Origin of the sequence: Bradyrhizobium genomosp. I (2014) (genome assembly GCF_000261685.1) — a bacterium.
Classification (GTDB): Bacteria; Pseudomonadota; Alphaproteobacteria; order Rhizobiales; family Xanthobacteraceae; genus Bradyrhizobium.
Genome location: NZ_AJQE01000007.1, coordinates 1 through 18607, shown reverse-complemented (window position 1 = coordinate 18607; position 18607 = coordinate 1). Strand labels below are relative to the sequence as shown.

At 64.6% G+C, this 18607-nt stretch carries 17 protein-coding genes and 3 pseudogenes; 12 read left to right on the top strand and 8 right to left on the bottom strand.

What is annotated here, in order from left to right:
• Positions 1 to 144: pseudogene (locus IC50_RS43860) on the top strand (LysR family transcriptional regulator); the annotation flags it as partial.
• A gap of 55 nt (positions 145 to 199) precedes the next feature.
• Here the strand turns inward: IC50_RS43860 and IC50_RS00630 are convergent.
• The 3 genes from IC50_RS00630 to IC50_RS00620 all read right to left on the bottom strand — a co-directional run bounded on the left by IC50_RS00630 (position 200) and on the right by IC50_RS00620 (position 4525).
• Positions 200 to 1735: a glucosamine inositolphosphorylceramide transferase family protein gene (locus IC50_RS00630; protein ID WP_035699291.1), complete on the bottom strand. Its 1536-nt coding sequence runs from the start codon at positions 1733 to 1735 to the stop codon at positions 200 to 202.
• 29 nt (positions 1736 to 1764) lie between these two features.
• Positions 1765 to 2940 (bottom strand): glycosyltransferase family 4 protein, encoded by a 1176-nt coding sequence (locus IC50_RS00625; protein WP_035699289.1) that lies wholly within the window; start codon positions 2938 to 2940, stop codon positions 1765 to 1767.
• Positions 2941 to 3178: 238 nt separating this feature from the next.
• Entirely contained in the window at positions 3179 to 4525 is a 1347-nt protein-coding gene (locus tag IC50_RS00620; RefSeq protein WP_035699286.1) for a lipopolysaccharide biosynthesis protein, read from the bottom strand.
• A 457-nt stretch (positions 4526 to 4982) separates the two neighbouring features.
• Here IC50_RS00620 and IC50_RS00615 point away from each other — a divergent pair, with 457 nt between their 5' ends.
• Positions 4983 to 6206 carry an FAD-dependent oxidoreductase gene (locus IC50_RS00615; protein WP_035699284.1) on the top strand — a complete coding sequence of 408 codons (1224 nt, stop codon included), beginning with the start codon at positions 4983 to 4985 and terminating at the stop codon, positions 6204 to 6206.
• A 67-nt stretch (positions 6207 to 6273) separates the two neighbouring features.
• Here IC50_RS00615 and IC50_RS00610 read toward each other — a convergent pair whose 3' ends face one another.
• Complete coding sequence (locus IC50_RS00610; protein ID WP_035699283.1) at positions 6274 to 7410, bottom strand: GNAT family N-acetyltransferase; 1137 nt, start codon at positions 7408 to 7410, stop codon at positions 6274 to 6276.
• 322 nt (positions 7411 to 7732) lie between these two features.
• Positions 7733 to 7972, bottom strand: coding sequence for a hypothetical protein (locus IC50_RS00605; protein WP_035699280.1), 240 nt, complete (start codon positions 7970 to 7972; stop codon positions 7733 to 7735).
• Between the two features lie 363 nt (positions 7973 to 8335).
• On the opposite strand from IC50_RS00605, the gene IC50_RS00600 reads away from it, so the two are divergent.
• Positions 8336 to 9331 (top strand): Bug family tripartite tricarboxylate transporter substrate binding protein, encoded by a 996-nt coding sequence (locus IC50_RS00600; protein WP_035699295.1) that lies wholly within the window; start codon positions 8336 to 8338, stop codon positions 9329 to 9331.
• Between the two features lie 6 nt (positions 9332 to 9337).
• Here IC50_RS00600 and IC50_RS43655 read toward each other — a convergent pair whose 3' ends face one another.
• Entirely contained in the window at positions 9338 to 9460 is a 123-nt protein-coding gene (locus IC50_RS43655; RefSeq protein ID WP_271525477.1) for a hypothetical protein, read from the bottom strand.
• A 90-nt stretch (positions 9461 to 9550) separates the two neighbouring features.
• Positions 9551 to 9757: a hypothetical protein gene (locus IC50_RS00595; RefSeq protein WP_081492317.1), complete on the bottom strand. Its 207-nt coding sequence runs from the start codon at positions 9755 to 9757 to the stop codon at positions 9551 to 9553.
• Between the two features lie 587 nt (positions 9758 to 10344).
• On the opposite strand from IC50_RS00595, the gene IC50_RS00590 reads away from it, so the two are divergent.
• A complete protein-coding gene (locus IC50_RS00590) occupies positions 10345 to 11556 on the top strand; it encodes a c-type cytochrome (protein WP_035699293.1) in 1212 nt (403 codons plus the stop codon).
• On the opposite strand, the gene IC50_RS00585 is transcribed toward IC50_RS00590, so the two are convergent.
• Positions 11553 to 13523 (bottom strand): 4Fe-4S binding protein, encoded by a 1971-nt coding sequence (locus IC50_RS00585; protein WP_035699277.1) that lies wholly within the window; start codon positions 13521 to 13523, stop codon positions 11553 to 11555. The two genes, IC50_RS00590 and IC50_RS00585, sit on opposite strands and share 4 nt — an antisense overlap.
• Positions 13524 to 13687: 164 nt before the next feature.
• Here IC50_RS00585 and IC50_RS00580 point away from each other — a divergent pair.
• The 8 genes and pseudogenes from IC50_RS00580 to IC50_RS00545 form a co-directional block, all read left to right on the top strand.
• Positions 13688 to 14426: pseudogene (locus IC50_RS00580) on the top strand (biotin/lipoate--protein ligase family protein).
• The gene (locus IC50_RS00575; RefSeq protein WP_035699275.1) at positions 14423 to 14962 is read left to right on the top strand and encodes a DUF6505 family protein; all 540 of its coding nucleotides are present in this window, start codon (positions 14423 to 14425) and stop codon (positions 14960 to 14962) included. Before IC50_RS00580 ends, IC50_RS00575 begins: the two are co-directional and overlap by 4 nt.
• Positions 14959 to 15966: a DUF6352 family protein gene (locus IC50_RS00570; RefSeq protein WP_035699274.1), complete on the top strand. Its 1008-nt coding sequence runs from the start codon at positions 14959 to 14961 to the stop codon at positions 15964 to 15966. Before IC50_RS00575 ends, IC50_RS00570 begins: the two co-directional genes overlap by 4 nt.
• Positions 15963 to 16478: a DUF3305 domain-containing protein gene (locus IC50_RS00565; protein ID WP_035699272.1), complete on the top strand. Its 516-nt coding sequence runs from the start codon at positions 15963 to 15965 to the stop codon at positions 16476 to 16478. Before IC50_RS00570 ends, IC50_RS00565 begins: the two co-directional genes overlap by 4 nt.
• Entirely contained in the window at positions 16475 to 17086 is a 612-nt protein-coding gene (locus IC50_RS00560) for a DUF3306 domain-containing protein (RefSeq protein WP_035699270.1), read from the top strand. Before IC50_RS00565 ends, IC50_RS00560 begins: the two co-directional genes overlap by 4 nt.
• A 131-nt stretch (positions 17087 to 17217) precedes the next feature.
• Positions 17218 to 17997, top strand: coding sequence for a molecular chaperone TorD family protein (locus tag IC50_RS00555; RefSeq protein WP_035699268.1), 780 nt, complete (start codon positions 17218 to 17220; stop codon positions 17995 to 17997).
• Positions 17998 to 18026: 29 nt separating this feature from the next.
• Entirely contained in the window at positions 18027 to 18236 is a 210-nt protein-coding gene (locus IC50_RS00550) for a twin-arginine translocation signal domain-containing protein (protein WP_035699266.1), read from the top strand.
• Between the two features lie 13 nt (positions 18237 to 18249).
• A pseudogene (locus IC50_RS00545) lies at positions 18250 to 18607 on the top strand (formate dehydrogenase); the annotation flags it as partial.

Genomic DNA, 18607 nt, shown 5'->3' with positions numbered 1-18607 from the left:
TGGCAGCTGCCGCTGCTCACCATGAACATCGCTTATCAGAACCGCGTCAGGCTGCCCGCCAAGATCAGGGTGTTTTCGGACTTCCTGGTCAGCTATATCCGCGAGCATTCCGAGCCGGGGATCTGGATCGACGCGGCGAAGTGAGCGGGCAACCCGAGAATTCGGGTCGCCGTAGGCGGATCGGCGAGCGAAACGCAGATCAAACAGCCGAACTCGGGCTGGTTCGCGCAGACACGACCGTCGACGGAAAGTAACTCGCGAAAGCGCGCATCCTGGGCTGAACACGCGATCCGTCGATCACTTCGAGCCGGCCGCAGCGGTTCAAGGTGTGCAACTTCCTGCCGGGCCATGTCGGTCCGGGCTTCAGGGAGTGGCGGACGATCTGCTTGAACGCCGTCGGCGACAGTTCGACCACTTCCGCCAGGGCGAGCGCCGCGCCGTACCCGTCGGCACAGTCCTGGACCGGTCGCCACAGCTTGTCATTGAGGGTGACGAAGTTCCCCGCCGGCCGCGTGCTGGCGCGGTCGATCAGGACCGGATTGCTGGCGTGGGGCAACCAGGGCCCCAGGAGGCGGTCGGCGTAGTAGATCGTCAGCGCGTCCGAATAGCCGCCCGTTCCGTCGCGCCAGGCGCCAAACAGATAATGCAGGCCGTTGTGCCGCGTGATCGTGGCGTCGGCCAGCTCGAGGCCGGAAAGGAGCGTCGCATATCGCTCCCATTTGTCCGGAAACCGGACGCATTTGTAGATGGCGACGTCCCCGCGCGTCGAACTCTCCGGGATCATCCACAGCTCGCCATCGTCTTCGATCAGAAACGGATAGGAGAGGTGCCAGGGCTCCTCCAGCACCGGTATCACCTCGCCGACCGGTCCCGCGTCACCGAACTCGACCGCCGAAATGATGCCTTTTCCGACGCGATGATCGAGATCCTCAAAGAAGACGAATGTTCGTCCCTGCCACGTGATGGGAAAGGGATCGGCGTAGAAGTGGTTTCCAGGATCTCCCAGAACGTTCCAGCCTGGACCCGACAGATCTCCGGTCTGCCAGACGCCCCCGCCGTCATTGAAGCGCCATCCGACATGCCAATGCGGGGCATAGCAGCAGAGGCGATAGATCTCCTTGGCGATCGATACGGCAAGGCCGCGAGCGACATAGCCAACGGGTCCGCGGCGCAAGCCATTCCCAGCGGGGTGCGCCAGTTGCGGCACAAGTCGCGGCCTTCCCGACAGGATCGCCGCCACCATGGTCAGGGTTCGCGCCATGACCGTTTCGAGCGCGCCACTGAGGCCCGCGGCAATCTCTCCGGATGGATGGCCGCGGTCGAGGACCGAGCCGTCGACCTCGTTGGCGATGTCGATCACGGGCAGGTCGCCGGCGAGAACGGCGGCGAGCGCGGCATTTTCGCCCGCAACTCCGTTGAACAGCGGACGCAGATACAGAAGGGCAGAGCAGTTCGGATCCCGCGCGGCGCCCGTAAAATCGACGATCACGTCGGCCGTGCCGCCGCAAGCCCGCGTCCGTTCCGGAGCGGGATTCAGCCTGTCTGCGCCGCTGTGTTTGCCCCGATGCAACACCACGCGTTCGAGCTCGAACAGGGCATCGAGACCTGCGGGCCGTGACTCCGTCGTTGCCGTCCATGCAATTCGAACCGGAACGTCACGGCCGTCGATCGACAGCGTCTCGCGGCCCATCCACTGCCGCGCGTATTCGCGTTCACAGCGAAACTCGATGATCATGTCGAGCCAATCTATTTCAACATCTCGGATCAAATGACGCGGTCGAGAATTCGAACGTATTCCTCCACCATGGCATCTACCGAATAGCGCAATCTCAGGCCTTTGGCATTTTGTCGCAGTTCGTCGCTCAAATTCTTGTCCGTCAGGAGCCTGGAGACGGCTGCGGAGAGTTTTGCATGATCGGAGGCATCGACGAAGAGTGCAGTCGGTCTCCCTTCGTACGACAACACTTCGCGCAGGACGGGAAGATCAGTCACGACGGAGGGAACACCGGCGTTTGCGGCCTCGACAGCGGCTAGACCGAATGTTTCAGCCTGTGTCGGAAATACGAACACGTCCAGACAGGCGAGAAAGTCCGCCATCCGGCTGGGGGGGATTTCTCCGAGCAAATGCAATCTGTCGGAGACGTTCAAGTCGTTCGCGAGCTGCCTCAGCCGGCCCTGGTCGGCGCCCTGGCCGGCGAGCGCAAGGTGCCAGGACGGTCGATCCGGCAACAGGCGTATCGCCATATCGAGCCGCTTGTGCGGATGCAGCCTTGCTGCGCAGCCGAGCAGGACGCAGTCCGGCGGCAGATTGAACCTGTGTCGTGCGGCCTCCTTCGACAGGGAGAGGGCCTTGTCGTCGAATCCGTGCGGCACATGCACCATGCGCGACCGGTAGGCCGCGGGGTAGCGCGAATATTCACGCTGCATGTCCTGCGAATTGAGCGTGATGCAGTCAAAGAAGCCGAGACTGCCCATGACGATGTCGGCGGTGCGGACCGGCCAGCTCATCGACAGCGCGGATGAAACCTGATTTGCGACAACCGGTGCACGGCTGACGAGGCGAGTCACGCCACCACCGATGACGTTGCCGAAATGCTGGAATGTCAGGACGGCGTCGGGCCTGGTGGTCCTGATATGGCGGCTGAGTGTCCACAGCATCCGCAGCAGCGCCACCGGATTGCCTGGCCGGCTCGGCGCGCAATAGAGCGTATCGGGCGGCTCATCGAACGAGACCGATTTGCGGAAGAAGAACAGATTGGTGACCCGGTAGCCGCGAGCGGTCAGCCCTGCGCCGAGAAGCCGGGAGATCTCCTGCGCACCGGCGTTCTCGGCCTGGGTTTGCGCGAGAAGCACGTGCGGCTTCGGCCCGCCGCGGTTCGGTCGCGCGAGTGCCGTCACGCTCGTCTCGCCCAATTCCCTGTTCGGCTGATAGTGGAGCACGGATCCCGACCCGCTAACGCAACGAAATCTTCACCTTCTTGACCCCGTACCTACCATGCGGGCATCGCATGGACACCGACTAGCAACAAACGGAGTTAATGCGTGGCCATGGCTACGACGTCGTTCGCGCAGCATTTCCGCCGGTTCCCGGATGGCGCACAGCGGGCGCGTTAACCAACTGATCTTGCGCGCTGCCGGCGCGTGACTGCGGATCACCTGAGCGGCGGCGTGATGACACCTAGTCACGCGAGTCAGCTCCGCGGACCGCATAGTCGGCGCGCCTCGATGCAGAGAAGCGCAGGAGCACGAGGACTGACGGATCCACCCCGGTTCGCCGGCGGCAGATGACGTTCAGGGCAATGCTCGCGAGCGCGAGTGAGACGGTGGCCGAAATGGCCGCGCCAAGCACGCCGAGCCAGGGAATGAGGACGAGAAATCCCGCGAGCCGCAGCGCGACGTTGGCGGCAACGACGGGAACATAGATTCGTTCGTGGCCGGTCAGCTGCAGGATCGCGGCAGATGGGCCGCCTGCTGCCTGGATGGCCGTTCCGATGGCGAGCACGATCAGCACCGAGTGCTGCGCGGTGAAATGAGGTCCGAACAGGTTGAGGAGATAGGGGCCGCCAATCCAGATCGTGGCAAGACCGGCGACAACGCAAAGCGCGGTCACTTCCGCCATCAATTGCAGGGTCCGCTCGAACTCCTGGTGGTTCTTGCTGAAGTACAGCGAAGGAAGCCGGCGCGCGCCGAAAGTGTACAGCGCTGCGGACAGCATGGCGAAGATGTTGGCGAGGCGCGAGGCGGCAAAGTAGATTCCGGCGGTTGCCGGATCCAGCATCCAATAGACCAGAATGACGTCGAAATACTGGTTGGCAACTTCAAGGATGGATGCGAGCCAGAAGTGAAGGGCGCTCGAGCGCCAGCGGGACTTTTCGGAGCGCGCCGGCGTACCGCGCAAATCCGGCAGCACCCGCGCGATCGAAACGATCTGCGCAACCAGGCCCGCCGACATGGCCATCGTCATCACCGCGAACAACTCGGCGGGATCGAGCTGCCGATGGCCGAGCAGCATGGCGAGCAGGAACAGGACCACGACGACCCGCCAGAAGAACTCGCGATTTCCTTCGCCCATGAGAATGCTGACCAGCGAGCGTGCGATCTGGCTCCCGAGCATCACTCCGGCATTGACGGCCGTGTAGGCCGACACCGCGAGGATCAGCAGCCACCAGTCGCCTCTCATGCCCGCCACGACGGCGATCCCGGCGACCACGATCAGCATTGCGACCGAGGTGATCCTGAAGCTTGACAGCAGGACGCCCTTGGTAAGGTCCGGCCTGTCGCCGACCTGATACTCGTTCAGGAATCGCACCAGCAGGGATTCCTGGCCGACCAGTCCGACGACGGCTGCGATCTGGGCGACCGAAAGCCAGGTCGCAAAGATACCGAAGCCATCAGGCGACATCGTTCGTGCCGCCAGCGAGAACAATGCAAACGCGAGCACGCCGCTGCCAACCTTGAGGAGGATGGTTCCGACAACACCGCGCGTGACGTCGCGCCGCATGAATTGGAGGATGGATTCGATCATGGGGGTTTAAGGGGCTGCGCTCCCCTGAAGAGACATGTTCCGATACCGGCGACAACCTAACATGTCGAAAAAACGCGAGTGTTAATGGACGACTTGGAGGATGTCGCCGGTCGCCACGATGTCGCGGTTATGCCGGTTGCTTCACTGTGGAACATCGCCGTCTCCATTGTCCCAAATAGTGCAAGGTCCAGCTCGACGGACTGACGGCATGGCGCCGCACCGACGGCCGACGAGGGCGAGATCGGCCGTCTGAGCGCGGAATAGCTCGCAGCGATCGGCCGCCGAGACCGGAATTTGCAGATCATCCCGAGCAAGACGCGTGCCGCGATGGCGGCAGCGAGCCCCGGGCTTCCGGTCATTAACCTCAATCTTCGGAAATGATCGCACTTGGCCCTGCGATGCGACATCAGGCGAGAGAATTGCACCGGAAGCGCCGTTAACCGTGGGAGCTGGAGCCATGACGACGGACAGAACCGTGACCGAGCCAATCGATGGCGGCGAGACCGCGACGATCGCCTCGGACATCGCCATTGTCGGCGGCGGCCTTGCGGGATCGCTTGCGGCGGCCGTGCTGGCGCGGGCAGGTCATCGTGTTGTTCTCGTCGACAAGCGGGCGGTCCATCCGGACGAGTTCCGGGTCGAAAAGATCGGCGGTCATCAACTGGAGCTGCTCCGCAAGCTGGGCTTCCTCGGCGCGCTCGACCATGTCGCTTGCCGATACGATCGGGTGCTCAACATCCGCGAAGGCAAGGTGGTCGATGTCAGCGTCGGCCAGGCCTACGGATTTCCCTATGCCGATCTCGTCGCCATGGCGCGCAGCCAGATACCAGATCCATCCAACCTGATCGTCGACGAGGTCACGGCGATCAGCAGCAGCGACGACGTCCAGCATCTCGCGCTGGCCTCCGGACGGCGCGTGACGGCGCGCCTCGTTGTTCTCGCCACGGGCATGGCGGGAGTCCTGGGTTACAAGCTCGGCATCAGGCGGCGCGTGCTGGCCGAGCGCCATTCGGTTTCGTTCGGCTTCACGATCGCCCGCAAGGATGGCGCGCCGTTCGATTTCGAGGCGCTAACCTGCTATGGGGAACGCACGGCGGACGGCATCGACTATCTCAGCCTGTTTCCCGTCCGTGCCGGCATGCGGGCCAATCTCTTCATGTTCCGCGATCCGACCGATCCGATCATGCGCGAGTTGCGTCGCGAACCGGAAGCGACAGTCTTGCGCCTGCTGCCGGGATTGCGGGACTACCTCGGCGATTTTCACGTGACCGACCGGGTCCAGAACTGGGTGATGGATCTGACCGTCGTCGAGGGACATCTCCAGCCCGGCGTCGTGCTCGTCGGCGATGCGTTCCAGACCAATTGTCCCGCCGCCGGCACGGGCGTTGCCCGCCTGCTGGTGGACGTCGATCGTCTTTGCACCGAATACGTGCCGCGGTGGCTCGTGACCGCGGGCATGGGCCGGGACAAGATTTCGCAGTTCTATTCCGATCGCGACAAGATCGCGGCGGACCAGCGGTCGCTGAAGATGGCGCTCTTCCGCCAGGCGCTGACATCCCGCAACGATATCGGCTGGGACGTGCGGCGACGGTTGCACTTCCTGCGGCGCACTCTGACACACCGCGTCGATCAGATGAACCCGGGCTGGCTCGGGCGTGTCCGCGGCGCGTTGCGCGCCTGAAGCACGATGCGATGAGGATGAATCGTCATCGCGCTTCAGGTTCTGCGCCCCCTGCGCCTGCCGCCGGTCAGCGCGTGGGAGTTGGGCTGCGGGCGGGCTGGAGCCTCAGATCCGACAGCCGCTTGGCCGCCAGCTTGAGCCAGGGAGCCTGCTTCAGCGCGAAGAGGGCGATGGCGCCCGCGATGCTGCCGGCTTGCGTGACCGCCCACACCGGCGAAGGCTGCGCGCCGAACAATTTCTTGTATGGCTCGTCGCCAATGGTGAAATCGAGCATCTGATCTTCGCGCTCGATACAATCCCGCGCCACCTGCTCGAACATCAACGCGCCGAGAGACTGGCTCTTGTACCCGGCGATGTCGAAGGCGCTCATGATGATGAGGAAGCTGCCCCGATGGCATAGTCCGAGCACGGCGGCAATCACCTCGCCGTCCATCTTCATGGCGTAGAGGCGGACAAAGGCGCCCAGGCCGCGAAGCGCGACGTCGGAATAGAAGCCGTAATATTCGGGGCGCTGTAGCAGATCGCCGTCGCCCTGTGCGTGAAAGCGCGGGCCACGAAACTTCCTCATCACGTCCAGCGCCTCGAGCACGGTGGCGCTGTCGCCGCAGCATGAGAAGCTCAGCGCGCCCTTCTTCTGGAGCTGACGATATTTCTTTGCGAGCTCCTTCTGATAGGAGCGATCCATCGCGCTGGCCCGCCATTGCTCGAACGGCGCGACGAGAACCGTGGCGTAGGCATTGGTGTCCATCGATACGCGGCGGGACGTGGCCAGAAGGTTTTCGATCGGAAGGCGGGCATCGGGCAGCTTGGCCATTCGGAGCAGATCGAAAGGACGGACAAGATGCCGAATCTGCGCGCATGCAGCCGCGTCGTCGAGCAGCTGCGAAAACACTGCCGGGCTGCAAACCGGCGCCAGATAATCGGAAACGCGGAGGTCGGCGAACTCGACCGTTCGTATCGGACCGTGCCGGACCCGGAGCAGGGGCAGCACCATCGCAAGGGCCCCCGTCGCGCGGAAGCGGACCACGACGACCAGGGGCGTTGCACCCGCTTCCGGCGCGAGCGTGGTGTAGAGGCTATGCAGCCAGATCGGATGCTGGAATGCAGTGGCGGCCGAGCGGTCAAACAGCTCTGCATATTCCGGAGACAGAAAGTCGAACGACTGCTCGATGACGATGTCGAACGTGGTGCTGTGCTTGTTCATGAGCAATCAAGGAAACCAGATAATCCGCGAGCGTCGATCGAACCGTAGCTGCGCTTATAGCAGGGTGGTTACGGGTCAGACACCGGCAGCGTGCGATTTGCATTAACGCACTCAACCATGTTCGTATCGTTACCAAATTCTTAACCCCCGGAGACGCATGGGCCTCGCCAACGCAGCCGTGTCTCGCGCAAGTGGCACCGCCGGAGAAACGAACCTCGTCGGCGACGATGCCGACCGAGCGCCTGAGTGCTGGAGGCTGTTGCCTTCACAATCTCCCGTGGCGGCCCGGCAGGCAGCATCATGTGCGCGCGCGTGCACCTCGTTATCGACGCCAGTGGTGGTTATGAATGGGAGCTGGGCCGAACGCGGCGGCGCCGCCGGGGCGTTCGAGCCCCATTCGTCCCGCCGGGGTCAACGCGCCGCCGTTCAACACGTCGCGATCGGGATACATCGAGGCAAAGGCCGCGGGCTCCTGGTCGGCGAAGGACCAGGCCGCAGAGGCCGATGATATCGTTGCTGTCGAGATCAGCGTTGCGGCGAACAGGATCTTGAATGCAGTCATAGCGATTCTCCATTGCTTGCGGTGCGGAGAGTCGCTGGAGCGAGGATCGCTGCTCGGCTGGTGGCGTTTCCGGAATTGTCTTCTGTCTCGACCGATATAGGCAGCGTGGTCCACAGACCCCACCGGATATGCATCACACTTGTGAGAAGGCGGACGAGCGTCAGCCATGGCGCACATTCATCAACGAATGTCTGACGCATTCTCGATACGGAATCTGTCACTCATGTCATGATTGAGCGCACGATCGCACAGCCCCGCGCGGTCGTTGCCGCCGGTACGATGCAGGGCAGCGATCGTAGCGCGTGGGTGTTCTGGGTCGCTTGTTCGTGTATGATTGCGAGCCTGGTCCCGAATGCGCAGAAGATGTTGTTCCTCTCACGGCGAGAACTGTTTGACGCTGCGGCGCGCATCACCGCGCTGGCCGCCTGGCCCGGCGGTGCAAACGCCGACGATTATCCCTCCCGCCCCATCAGGCTGGTCATTCCCTATACGGCTGGCGCCGCGGGTGATCAGATCGGCCGCCCCTGGGCCGACAAGATCGCGTCGCTGCTGGGCCCGGTCTATGTCGAGAATATCGGCGGCGCCGGTGGTGCGATCGGGTCCGCAGCGGTGGCGCAGAGCGCGCCGGACGGCTATTCGCTGCTGCTCGGCAATGGCAGCACCCAAGTGATGATTCCGTTGTCCTCGGCGCAGCCTGCCTACGACACGGTTCGCGATTTCCGCGCCATCTATCGGCTGATCACAAGCACGCTCGCATTCGCGGTTCATCCGTCCTTGCCGGTGAAGGACCTGCGCGAGCTGGCAGCTTTTGCGAAGGCGAATCCGGGCGGGCTTTCCTATGGCACTCCGGGTGTCGGCACCGGCAATCATCTCGTCGGAGAGATGTTCAGGCAGCAATCGGGGCTTGCGGCGGACTTGGTCCACGTCCCCTATCGGGGCATGGGGCCCGCTACCAACGACCTCGTCAGTGGCCAGATCAACTCGGTCATCGCGGTGGTCTCGAGCCAGCTCCTGCAATTGCACTTTGCGGGCAAGCTGCGGCTGATCGCCGTGACGAGCGAACGGCGGTTGAGCGGCGCGCCGGACGTTCCGACGGTCATCGAATCCGGCATGCCCGGCCTCAAATATGCCGGCTGGTTTGGCTTGTTTGCCCCAAGAGCGACCCCGGACGCGATCGTGGAGCGGATCGCCGCGGCGACCCGCACGGCGATGGCTGATCCTCAGTTGCAGGAAAGCTATCGTTCGCAGGGTCTGGAGCCGGACATCGATTCGGGCCCCGACAAATTTCAGCGCCTGGTCGAGAGCGAACTCGTCCACATGGCTCCCATCGTCAAGTCGATCGGACTCAAGCGCGACTGAGCGTTCTCAGAGACGCACCGCGGTCGTGGCAAACGCCTGGGCGACGGGCTCCTGGATTCGATCCAGGATCTCCATCCCCGCAATCGCGATCACCAGGGCCGCGACGCAGCCGAGCAAAAAAGCCTTCATCCTCAGCCTCCCTCGATTGGACCAGCAAGCCATCTATACGACACGGCTTGTCGCGAGCAAGCTCGTTGATCGCTCCAGCCATCCGCGGTCCTATGGGCTCTTGAACACGGGATCGGCGGAAAACGCATCACCCATCAAGCCAAGGGACCGAAGCTCGGCGCTGTTCAAATCGACTTCCAGGATTGCGAGCAGCAGCGCAAGCACGATGGCAACGAGGAAGAGGAAAGGCGAGGCTTCTCGCGCGGCGGGATCTTGCAGGCCATCGAGGGCACGAAGAACGCGCAGCCGCGCAAGCATCCGCAGAATTGGCCCCGTTCGCTCCCGCATTCGGTCTTCCTTGACGTGAGCAGCCGGAGTCTAGTGTGCGGCCGATCGGCATTCAAGCTGCGGATGTGCGGGTTGGCTGTTGCGGCGCACGCTTCGGAACGGAAGGAGCCCTTGCAAGTTGAGTGAGCATCGGAGGACCTTGCGTGAAACCACAAAGAGCGATCTTGTGCTTCGCGGCACTTTGCCTTGTTGAGAGCGCCTTGGCCCAGCCCGCGCAAACCAACTCATCGGCGACGCAAACCCCTCCCGAAGAGAAGGGCCAAGCACAGCCGCAAGGCTGGACGGGTCCGATCAATACGGGTTCGGGTGGCGCGCCGGCCGAAAGTCCCCAAGGCCAGAGTCCGCCTGGAATGCAGGCCGCGCCCGAAGGATCGTCCAAAACCACGACGGCACCGGACAAGTAGGCCGGTCCCGGATATTCATTTCGATTGCCTCTTCTGGCAATCTTGGGAACGTGAATGCCAGCAGGGCCGGCCAGGAATGAACAGATCACCTTGTGCACGAAGGTGGCCGCAGTGCTGTGGGCCATCTTTGCCGCATCATCCGCGCACGCCGACATGGTCGGGCATGGTGGCCCGATACGGGCTCTTGCCGTTTCCCCGGACGGGAGCGAGCTTCTCTCCGGCAGCTTCGACACGACGGTCATCCGCTGGTCGCTCAAGACGGACACCGCAGAGCAAGTGCTCCGGTATCATGCTGATGGCGTCAATTCCGTCGCCTTTCTGAAGGACGGTCGCATGATCACGGCCGGCGCCGACGCACGAATTGCAGTGTGGACGGCGGGCCGGCTGGAGCCGGACCGGGTGCTGGAGGGACATGTCGCTCCGATCGTGGCGCTTGCCGTGTCGCCTGATGGGACGCTGCTCGCATCGGCTTCATGGGACAGGACGGTACGGCTCTGGTCGCTGTCGGACGGCACGTCGCGCGTGCTCGAGGGTCATACGCAGAACGTCAACGGCGTCGCCTTCGTGCCGGACGGCAGACTTGTCAGCGTCGGCTACGATCTTGCGCTGCGCATCTGGCGCTTGTCGGATGGCCAGGCTGAAATCGTGACATTGCCGGCGCCGCTGAACGCCGTGGCCGTGGCGCCGGATGGTGAAATCGTCACAGGCGCGGTCGATGGCAAGCTGCGCATGCTGGCCGCGGACGGCAAGGTCAGCGGCGAGGTCGCCGCCAGTCCGACACCGGTGGTAGCCTTGACGATCTCGGCGGACGGCGCGCTGATCGCTGCGGCCGGCATCGGCGGAACAGTGGCGATCATCGATCGCAGGTCGCGCAACCTGCTGCGCACGCTGGTTGGGCCCGGGGTGCCGGTGTGGTCGATCGCCTTCCTTCCAGATCGCGAGACACTGATGACGGGTGGTGCGGACGGCAGGATCAGGCGCTGGAATGCGCGTACCGGCGATCCCGTCGGCTCAGGTCTGGTCGGCACACCGGCCGATCCGCTCGCCGCCTATGCCGGCGATCATGGCGCCGATGTATTTCGGGCGTGCGTTGCCTGTCATACGCTGTCGGACAAGGAGGTGCAGCGTGCGGGTCCGACACTTGCGGGACTATACGGCCGCAAGATCGCTTCGCTGCCGGGCTATCGCTTCTCCGACGCGCTGAAGACGATGGACATCGTCTGGACGCCCGAGACGGTCGCAAGATTGTTCGAAATTGGGCCGAATGCCTACACCCCCGGCACCAAGATGCCGGAGCAGCGCATCGGCTCGGCCGAGGACCGCCGCGCGCTCACCGAATTCCTTCGCCGCGCGACGTCGCGCTAGTCCTTGCCGTCGCGCGGCCGCAGATAGTCATCCGTCGTCCGCGGCGGCGTCCGTTCCGGAACGCCCTTGAACGGATCGAATTGCTGTTCGCTCATGACGACGACGCGGCAGTCGGCGCACATCCTGAGGGCCTCGATCCGCTTGTCGCCGGCCGGATACATCCAGTGCCGGCCTTCGAGCTTGGCTGCGATGCGGTCGATCGTGCTCTTGACGCCGAACGGCGTGCCGCAGCGGACGCAGAGTGCGGGCGCCTCCTCCTTGACGATCGCGGCGGGAGCACGCGCCGCGCGGAAATCGATCTGCGGCTTGAGGCTGATGACCTTTTCCGGACAGGTGCTCTGGCACAGGCCGCATTGCATGCAGGCATCCTCGATGAATTTCAGCACCGGCCGCTCGGGATCGTCGCGCAGCGCGCCGGTCGGGCAGGCCGAGACGCAGGACAGGCACAGTGTGCAGCCGTTGGTGTCGACGGTGATTGCGCCGACCGGCGCACCCTCGGGCAGGGCGATCACGTCGACCGGTTGCGGCGCCAGACGATGCAACTCGCTCAGGGTGAACCGCAAGAGGTCGCGCCGCTTGCCGACGGTCTTGAAGGTTGCGGGCGTCGCGACCGCCGCGAGCGTCCCGATGTCAGTCAAATGCCCGCCGAGCGCATCGGGATCGTCCGTTTCGATGGTGGCGAGGCGACGGCCTGCAAATCCGAGGCCGCCGAGGATCGCTTCGGCCATTGCGATCGTCTGCGACAGTCCGGTCACATCGTGGCGCGGCCTGGCGCGGAGCAGGAAGCGCACAGCGGATACGCCGTAGGCGAAGGCGCCGACGATCGCTTCCAGCCCCACCTGCGTGAGCTCGTTGACAGCGAAGGGAAGCACGTTCGCCGGCAGGCCGTCGCCGTGCCGCGCGAGGGCCTCGATCAGAGGCGTGCCGTGCGGGCTGTCATGAAAGAGCAGCACGGCATTCACGCCGCCGGCCTCGCGGTAGGCGAGCAGCATGGCGCGAATTCTCCGGAGCTGCGCATCGGCGGGCGGCAGCGCGTAGGATACGGCGCCGGTCGGGCAGGCAGCCGCGCATTGGCCGCAGCCCGCGCAGATGTTCGGATCGATTGCGACATGATCGCCGTCAGGCGTGATCGCCCCGCTCGGGCAGAGATCGAGGCAGCGATGGCAGCCCGTGCGCTTCGATCGCGAATGGGCGCAAAGAGCGGGCGCAAGTTCGACATATTTCGGCTTGTCGAAGCTGCCGACGAGATCGCGCGCGGTCAGCACGGCGCGCAGCACCGCAGCGGGATCTTTCGTGTCGGCGCGAAGGTAGCCGTCGCGCAGGTCGTGGGCGGGAAACAGCGGCATATCGCCGGAAAGATCGAGCACGATGTCGCAGCGCGACGTCACTCCGCTTCGCGGCGGGTCCAGCACGAAGCGATCGCGCGAAGAGGGGCGGGGACGCGCATAGTCGTCGATCGCAAGCTCGAACGCACCGAAATGTCCCTTTGCGGAGCGGATCGTACCCTTCACGACCGGGAAGACCGTTGCAGCTGGCGACACCGTGTCATCGAGCTGTTTCAGCATCACCGTGACGTCGAGGTGATCGGCAAGCAGGCGGCCGGCCTCGATCGCGGCCTCGTCGCGCCCGTAGATCAGGATCACGCCCTCGCTCGACAGGGTGACGAGCGGATAGTCCGGGGCGGGGATGGAGGCGGATGCGAGCAGGGCAGCCATTTTTGCGCCAGCGTGCGCGCCGTCGCGCGACCAGCCGGCCGTTTCGCGGATGTTGACGAAGCTGATCGCGTCAGGCCGTTCGCCGGCCTCGTCCGAAAACTGCGCTGACTGCTGCGTGCAGGCGACCGTTAGCGCGCCTCCCGCTGCGGCGGCCTTGCGGAAATGATCGAGCTCCGGACCGCAGAGATGGCGAAAGCTTTTGATCTCGCAGCTGGGACATCCACGCTGGATCACGGCCGTGTCGAGACGCATCGTGTCTTCGCACGAGCAGATCAGGACGGTCTTCGCTGGCTGCTCCAGGTTAACGTCTCCGCCATTCGGACGCCGACGACGGACTCGCGCCGGCCCTTCGCCTCGTATAGACATTATCCATCGGGAAGAAAAGGAAAGCGGAGGACGACCTGCCGTCGACCCCAGTGAGCCAAGTTTCCCTGGCGGAACCGATTCAGCTGCCGCCGCCGTTCACATTGGTGCGGTTGCGCGAGAGTGGCGACGCTTTTGCCCATGCATGCCGCATTGCACCGGAAAGCGGCGCCGGAACGCTTGTCCATGTCGGCCGCTTTGACCTTGCCGAGTTCGCCGTGGTGCTCGAGCCGACAGAGCCGCTGCGCAGCGCGCGGCGCGCGTTCTACGCAGGCATGGTCGCGCTCCGATGCGCTTCGCGCCTATGCGCCTCCGAGCAAGCCGATCACGATCGGCTGGCCGGATGCGGTCAGGATCGACGGGGGGCTGGTCGGCGGCGGACGGATGGGGTGGCCTTTTGCCGCTGATGAGGATGAGCCGCCGCCCTGGCTGGTATTCGGGGCCATGATCCGGACGGTTGCCATGAACGATGACGATCCAGGCGTTCACCCGCTGGCCTCGGCGCTCGATCAGGAAGGCTTCGGCGAGGCTGGCGCAGCGCAGATCACGGAAAGTTTTGCCCGGCACCTGATGCTGACGCTGGATGGCTGGCGGGTCGACGGCTTTGACGGCGTCGCGCGTGACTATCTTACGCGGATGCCGCGTGAGAGGCAGACGGTTCAGCGCATCGACGATTGCGGCGATGTCCTGACGCGCCGCATCGGGACGGATACGATCGAACGGGGCGATCTCGTCCAGGCGCTCGCGACGCCGTCCTGGCTCGATCCGGCCCACGGAGGACCGCGCCTGTGAAGCTGCTGCGGACCATCGCACTCGATCCCTCCGACACCTTCGTGTTCGATTTGGCGGCGGAGCCAGGCGAATGGGCCGTCTCCGGCGCTTTCCGCTTCTGGGATTGCGATGGCGCGAAGCTCGAGGGCCAGGCGCGCGCGGCGTTTCGCGGCGGTTTCCTCGGGGTGCAATCCTGGGGTTGGTCGACGCTGGCGCAGATCGTTCCGGCGACCGAGGACGACTGCCGCAGCCTGGTCGATCTCCTTGCCAGGCAACTCGTCGATCGCTTCGGTGCGCCGGGCATGGCGGCAGCGAAGATCGCCGCGGAAGAGGAGGTGGCCTTTGCGCGGTCGCTCTGCAGCCACCCCGTCAGCTCGCTTATTGCGGTGCACCGCACCTCGAGCGGCGGCGAGGTCCGCGAGTCCTTCCGCCGGCTGCAACTCCGGCAAGGGCAGGGGCACGGCAAGGCGTTCTCGTTCATGGAAATGGAGGACGACGTCCAGCCTGACGGCGATCTCAGGCTTGCGGATCTGGGCCGGGGGCCGACCGTCAGATGAACGATTTCTGGATCGCCTGTGGTCATCATCTGCTCGATCGCGACAAGGGCGGTGGGCTCCGTGTCACAGACGAATTCCTCAAGGCCTATTTCGCCCGTCCCGAGCTGATGCCGCCGAACGACGCGTGCCCGATCGAGCGCCGGCTGCACCGCGACTTGCTTGCCGACCCGCGCCAAGCGGTCGGTGCCGGCGAAATCGCCGGGATCGTCGATGCCGATGCCCGGGAGAATTGGCAGCTCGTGCTGACGTTTCGCGATCTTCTGTTGCGGCATCCGACGCTCGAAGCCGCCTATCTTGCATCGGTGCGTTCAGGCGCGAGCGATTTGCCGCCGCTGTTCATCAATCAGCTCGTGCACGTCATCCTGCGGAACGCGCTCGATGGCTGCGACGATCCATTCGTGCTGCGCGCGGCCGAATTGTTCTTCCGGACCCAGCGCATCCTGCCGCATGAGCAGGCCCTGCTGCTCGGCGACGAGGAGATCGTCGGTGGCCGGAGCCCGACCCCGGTGCTCTCTCTGATGTCGATGCTGGGCGCCACCACCGATGCGGTGGTGGAGGTGTTGAGCGAGGAGAATGCCGAGGCCTATTGGCAGCGCAGCGACCAGTTTGACATGGCCCTCGACCTCACGGCCGGCGGCCGCGGGCCGGCTGCCCTGGCGCAGGCGATGACGCGCTGGGTCTCCCATCTGCTCGGCATCGACATCATGATCGAGCCGCTGCGCGCGCTGCATGAGGCAAGGCTCACGTGGTATGTCGGGCTCGATGCCGGCGCCACGAGGCTCGGCGACCTTCTGTGGCACGGTGAAGAACTTGGCGAGCGCGACGCCGACCGCGTGCTCGCGCTGTTCCAGCTGACATTCGCGGATTCAAGCTGGGCCCTTGACGATGTCGGGGCTGAACCGGTTCACCTGATCCTGTCGATGACGGCGGATCAGAAGCTCCGGATGAAGCCGCAAAATCTGCTGACCGGCCTGCCGGTGAAACGCCTGGAGATGGCGACATGAGCCCTGCGGCGTTGCCCTCCCTCTCGATCGCCGTCGGCGTCGTGGTCGAGCGGCGCAAGGCTGACTCGCCGTGGGTCGATTTCATCTGGCGCGGAATTGCCGTCCTGCCGGACGAGCCGGTGATACAGCCCTGGACCGTTCTTCGCGAGCAGGACGGCACGACCCTGTTCTATGCCGGAAGCGCGACCGTCGATCTCTATCCGTCCGAGACGGCGCGCTATCGCGACAATCTCGCCTCCGGCAGTCCGAGCATCTGGACTGTGCTGTCGCCCTCGGACGGCGCCTGGCCCTATGCCGTCACCGCGGTGACCGCCGACCCCGCCGAGGGCGAAGGCTTTACCGAAGCCGCCGACAATCTCGTCGAGGCGGTGCCGATGCCGGAGGTGCTGCGCGAAGCGATTGAAAGCTTCGTCGCCGAGCACCATGTCGAGCGGGAATTCGTCAAGCGCAAGCGGCGCCGTGCCGACCCGGAGGCGCTGGCACGGCGCGAACATGAAGGCGGACAGGAATGAGTGAGGAGGAATTCCTTGCACGTTGGTCCCGCCGCAAGCGTGAAGCGCGAGCGGAGCCGACCAAGCCTGCCGCGGCGCAGCACGCGCCGGCGTCCGAGGCCGGGGACGACGAGACTGAGTTCGATCTCTCGAGTCTGCCGTCGATCGACGAGATCAATGCTGCGACCGACATCACGGCCTTCCTCAGCAAGAATATTCCCCGGGAGTTGAGCCGTGCGGCGCTTCGCCGCGCCTGGGCGACCGATCCCGCCATTCGCGATTTCGTCGGGCTTGCGGAGAATGCATGGGACTTCAACGACCCGACTGCGATGCCGGGTTTTGGACCACTGGATTGCTCGTCGGAGGAACTCGCCGCGCTGGTCGATCGCATTGTCGGTGGCGTGCGCGAGGTGGCGCAGTCTCTCCCCGAGGCGTCGATCGAAATAGCGGATTCCTCGGCGGAATCGCAGCAAGCCGATGCGACCGTGGTTTCCGATGTCGTTGAGCCGTCGGACGAGGCGGAACGCCAGGCAATCCCTGCTGCAGTGCAGCCGAGGGCAGCTGACAGATCTGCGGAATCTGCCGAGCCCGTCGGGCCCCGTACGCACGGCGGTGCGCTGCCGCGCTGAGCGGCACCGACCAAAGGCTATAGGCACAGGCTATGGCAGCGATTGACGGTTCGTGGAACCGGGATTACGCTGTCTACTGCTTTGTAACAAAAGCGATAATCAAGCAGACGGGACTCGGATGGGAGGTCCACGTGCGTGATGACGGGCTTGATCGTGCGATCGATGCCGCAGGCGGCATTGCTCAGCTTGCGCGCAAAATAGGCATCAGCCAGCCCTCCGTCTCGAACTGGACCCGCGTGCCCGCACAACGGGTGGTTGCAGTCGAAACCGCGACCGGCGTCTCCCGCAGCGATCTGCGGCCCGATCTCTACAGTGAGCGAGCCGTCCCAGCGGAGTTCGTCGATCCCGTCGATGCCGCGCGCGCGCAGGAATATGCGCTGCTGGCAACGTTGCTGTCCGCGCCGCCGTCGAAACGATTGCTCGAGCAGCTTGCGGCATTGACTGGCGATGCGACGCGGCTCGGCCGCGCGCATGCGGCGCTGGCCGACGCCGCCGCGAACGCTGTCGCGGCGAAAGTCGAGCGCGAGTATTTCGATCTGTTCGTCGGGCTCGGCCGCGGCGAATTGCTGCCTTACGCCTCCTACTATCTCACGGGCTTTCTCAACGAACGGCCCTTGTCGCGCCTGCGCGCGGACCTGACGACGCTCGGCATCGAACGGGTCGCCAACAATTCCGAACCCGAGGATCACGCCGCCATCCTGTGCGAGATCATGTCGGGCCTTGCCGATGGCCGCTTCGATGCCTCGCCGGCGGCGCAGCGCGGCTTCTTCGAAAAGCACGTGTCGCCCTGGATGGGGCGGCTGTTCGCCGACATCGAGAGCGCGGGCAACGCTCGGTTCTATCCGGCGGTCGGTGCGCTCGGTCGCGCCTTCATCGAGATAGAGACGGAAGCATTCACGTTCGCCAACTGACCGAGGCGCCTCGGTCCGGGAGAGATGCGATGAGTGACGAGACGAAAGCAAAGGTCGGACGCCGCGATTTCCTTCGCAAGGTCGGCTTGGGCACGGCCGGTGTCGGCGCGACGCTTGCGACACCGTTGGTCGGGTCCGCGCAGGCGGACAGCGAAAGCAACGATGAGAAGCGCAAGGCGCGCTACAAGGAATCCGATCACGTGAAGGCATACTACCGCGTCAATCGTTATCCGGCCTGAGAGGGAGGCTGCCGTGCTTATCAAGCGAACACACCAGCGTTCCGATCGCCGAGGTTCCGTCGCCGAATCGCTTGCGGGCCAGGGCGGGGGACTTGATCGCCGCACATTCCTGCGCAAGTCCGGTCTGGCCGGCGGCGCTCTCGCCGCGATGGGCGCCATGCCGGTCGTCAGCGTGCGCAAGGCGGAAGCGGCCGCTGCCGGCCCGCTCGCGGCCGGCGCCATCGTCAAGAAGAGCATCTGCACGCATTGTTCGGTTGGCTGTACGGTGACGGCCGAGGTCTTGAACGGCGTATGGATCGGCCAGGAGCCCAGCTGGGATTCGCCGATCAATCGAGGCTCGCATTGCGCCAAGGGCGCTTCGGTGCGCGAAC

What these genes read in the sequence shown, in the direction of transcription:
- IC50_RS00630 (WP_035699291.1), bottom strand. Translation starts at nt 1,735, where the DNA reads ATGATCATCGAGTTTCGCTGTGAACGCGAATACGCGCGGCAGTGGATG.
- IC50_RS00620 (WP_035699286.1), bottom strand. Translation starts at nt 4,525, where the DNA reads ATGATCGAATCCATCCTCCAATTCATGCGGCGCGACGTCACGCGCGGT.
- IC50_RS00615 (WP_035699284.1), top strand. Translation starts at nt 4,983, where the DNA reads ATGACGACGGACAGAACCGTGACCGAGCCAATCGATGGCGGCGAGACC.
- IC50_RS00610 (WP_035699283.1), bottom strand. Translation starts at nt 7,410, where the DNA reads ATGAACAAGCACAGCACCACGTTCGACATCGTCATCGAGCAGTCGTTC.
- IC50_RS00605 (WP_035699280.1), bottom strand. Translation starts at nt 7,972, where the DNA reads ATGACTGCATTCAAGATCCTGTTCGCCGCAACGCTGATCTCGACAGCA.
- IC50_RS00600 (WP_035699295.1), top strand. Translation starts at nt 8,336, where the DNA reads ATGTTGTTCCTCTCACGGCGAGAACTGTTTGACGCTGCGGCGCGCATC.
- IC50_RS43655 (WP_271525477.1), bottom strand. Translation starts at nt 9,460, where the DNA reads ATGAAGGCTTTTTTGCTCGGCTGCGTCGCGGCCCTGGTGATCGCGATT.
- IC50_RS00595 (WP_081492317.1), bottom strand. Translation starts at nt 9,757, where the DNA reads ATGCTTGCGCGGCTGCGCGTTCTTCGTGCCCTCGATGGCCTGCAAGAT.
- IC50_RS00590 (WP_035699293.1), top strand. Translation starts at nt 10,345, where the DNA reads ATGGTCGGGCATGGTGGCCCGATACGGGCTCTTGCCGTTTCCCCGGAC.
- IC50_RS00585 (WP_035699277.1), bottom strand. Translation starts at nt 13,523, where the DNA reads ATGCGTCTCGACACGGCCGTGATCCAGCGTGGATGTCCCAGCTGCGAG.
- IC50_RS00570 (WP_035699274.1), top strand. Translation starts at nt 14,959, where the DNA reads ATGAACGATTTCTGGATCGCCTGTGGTCATCATCTGCTCGATCGCGAC.
- IC50_RS00565 (WP_035699272.1), top strand. Translation starts at nt 15,963, where the DNA reads ATGAGCCCTGCGGCGTTGCCCTCCCTCTCGATCGCCGTCGGCGTCGTG.
- IC50_RS00560 (WP_035699270.1), top strand. Translation starts at nt 16,475, where the DNA reads ATGAGTGAGGAGGAATTCCTTGCACGTTGGTCCCGCCGCAAGCGTGAA.
- IC50_RS00550 (WP_035699266.1), top strand. Translation starts at nt 18,027, where the DNA reads ATGAGTGACGAGACGAAAGCAAAGGTCGGACGCCGCGATTTCCTTCGC.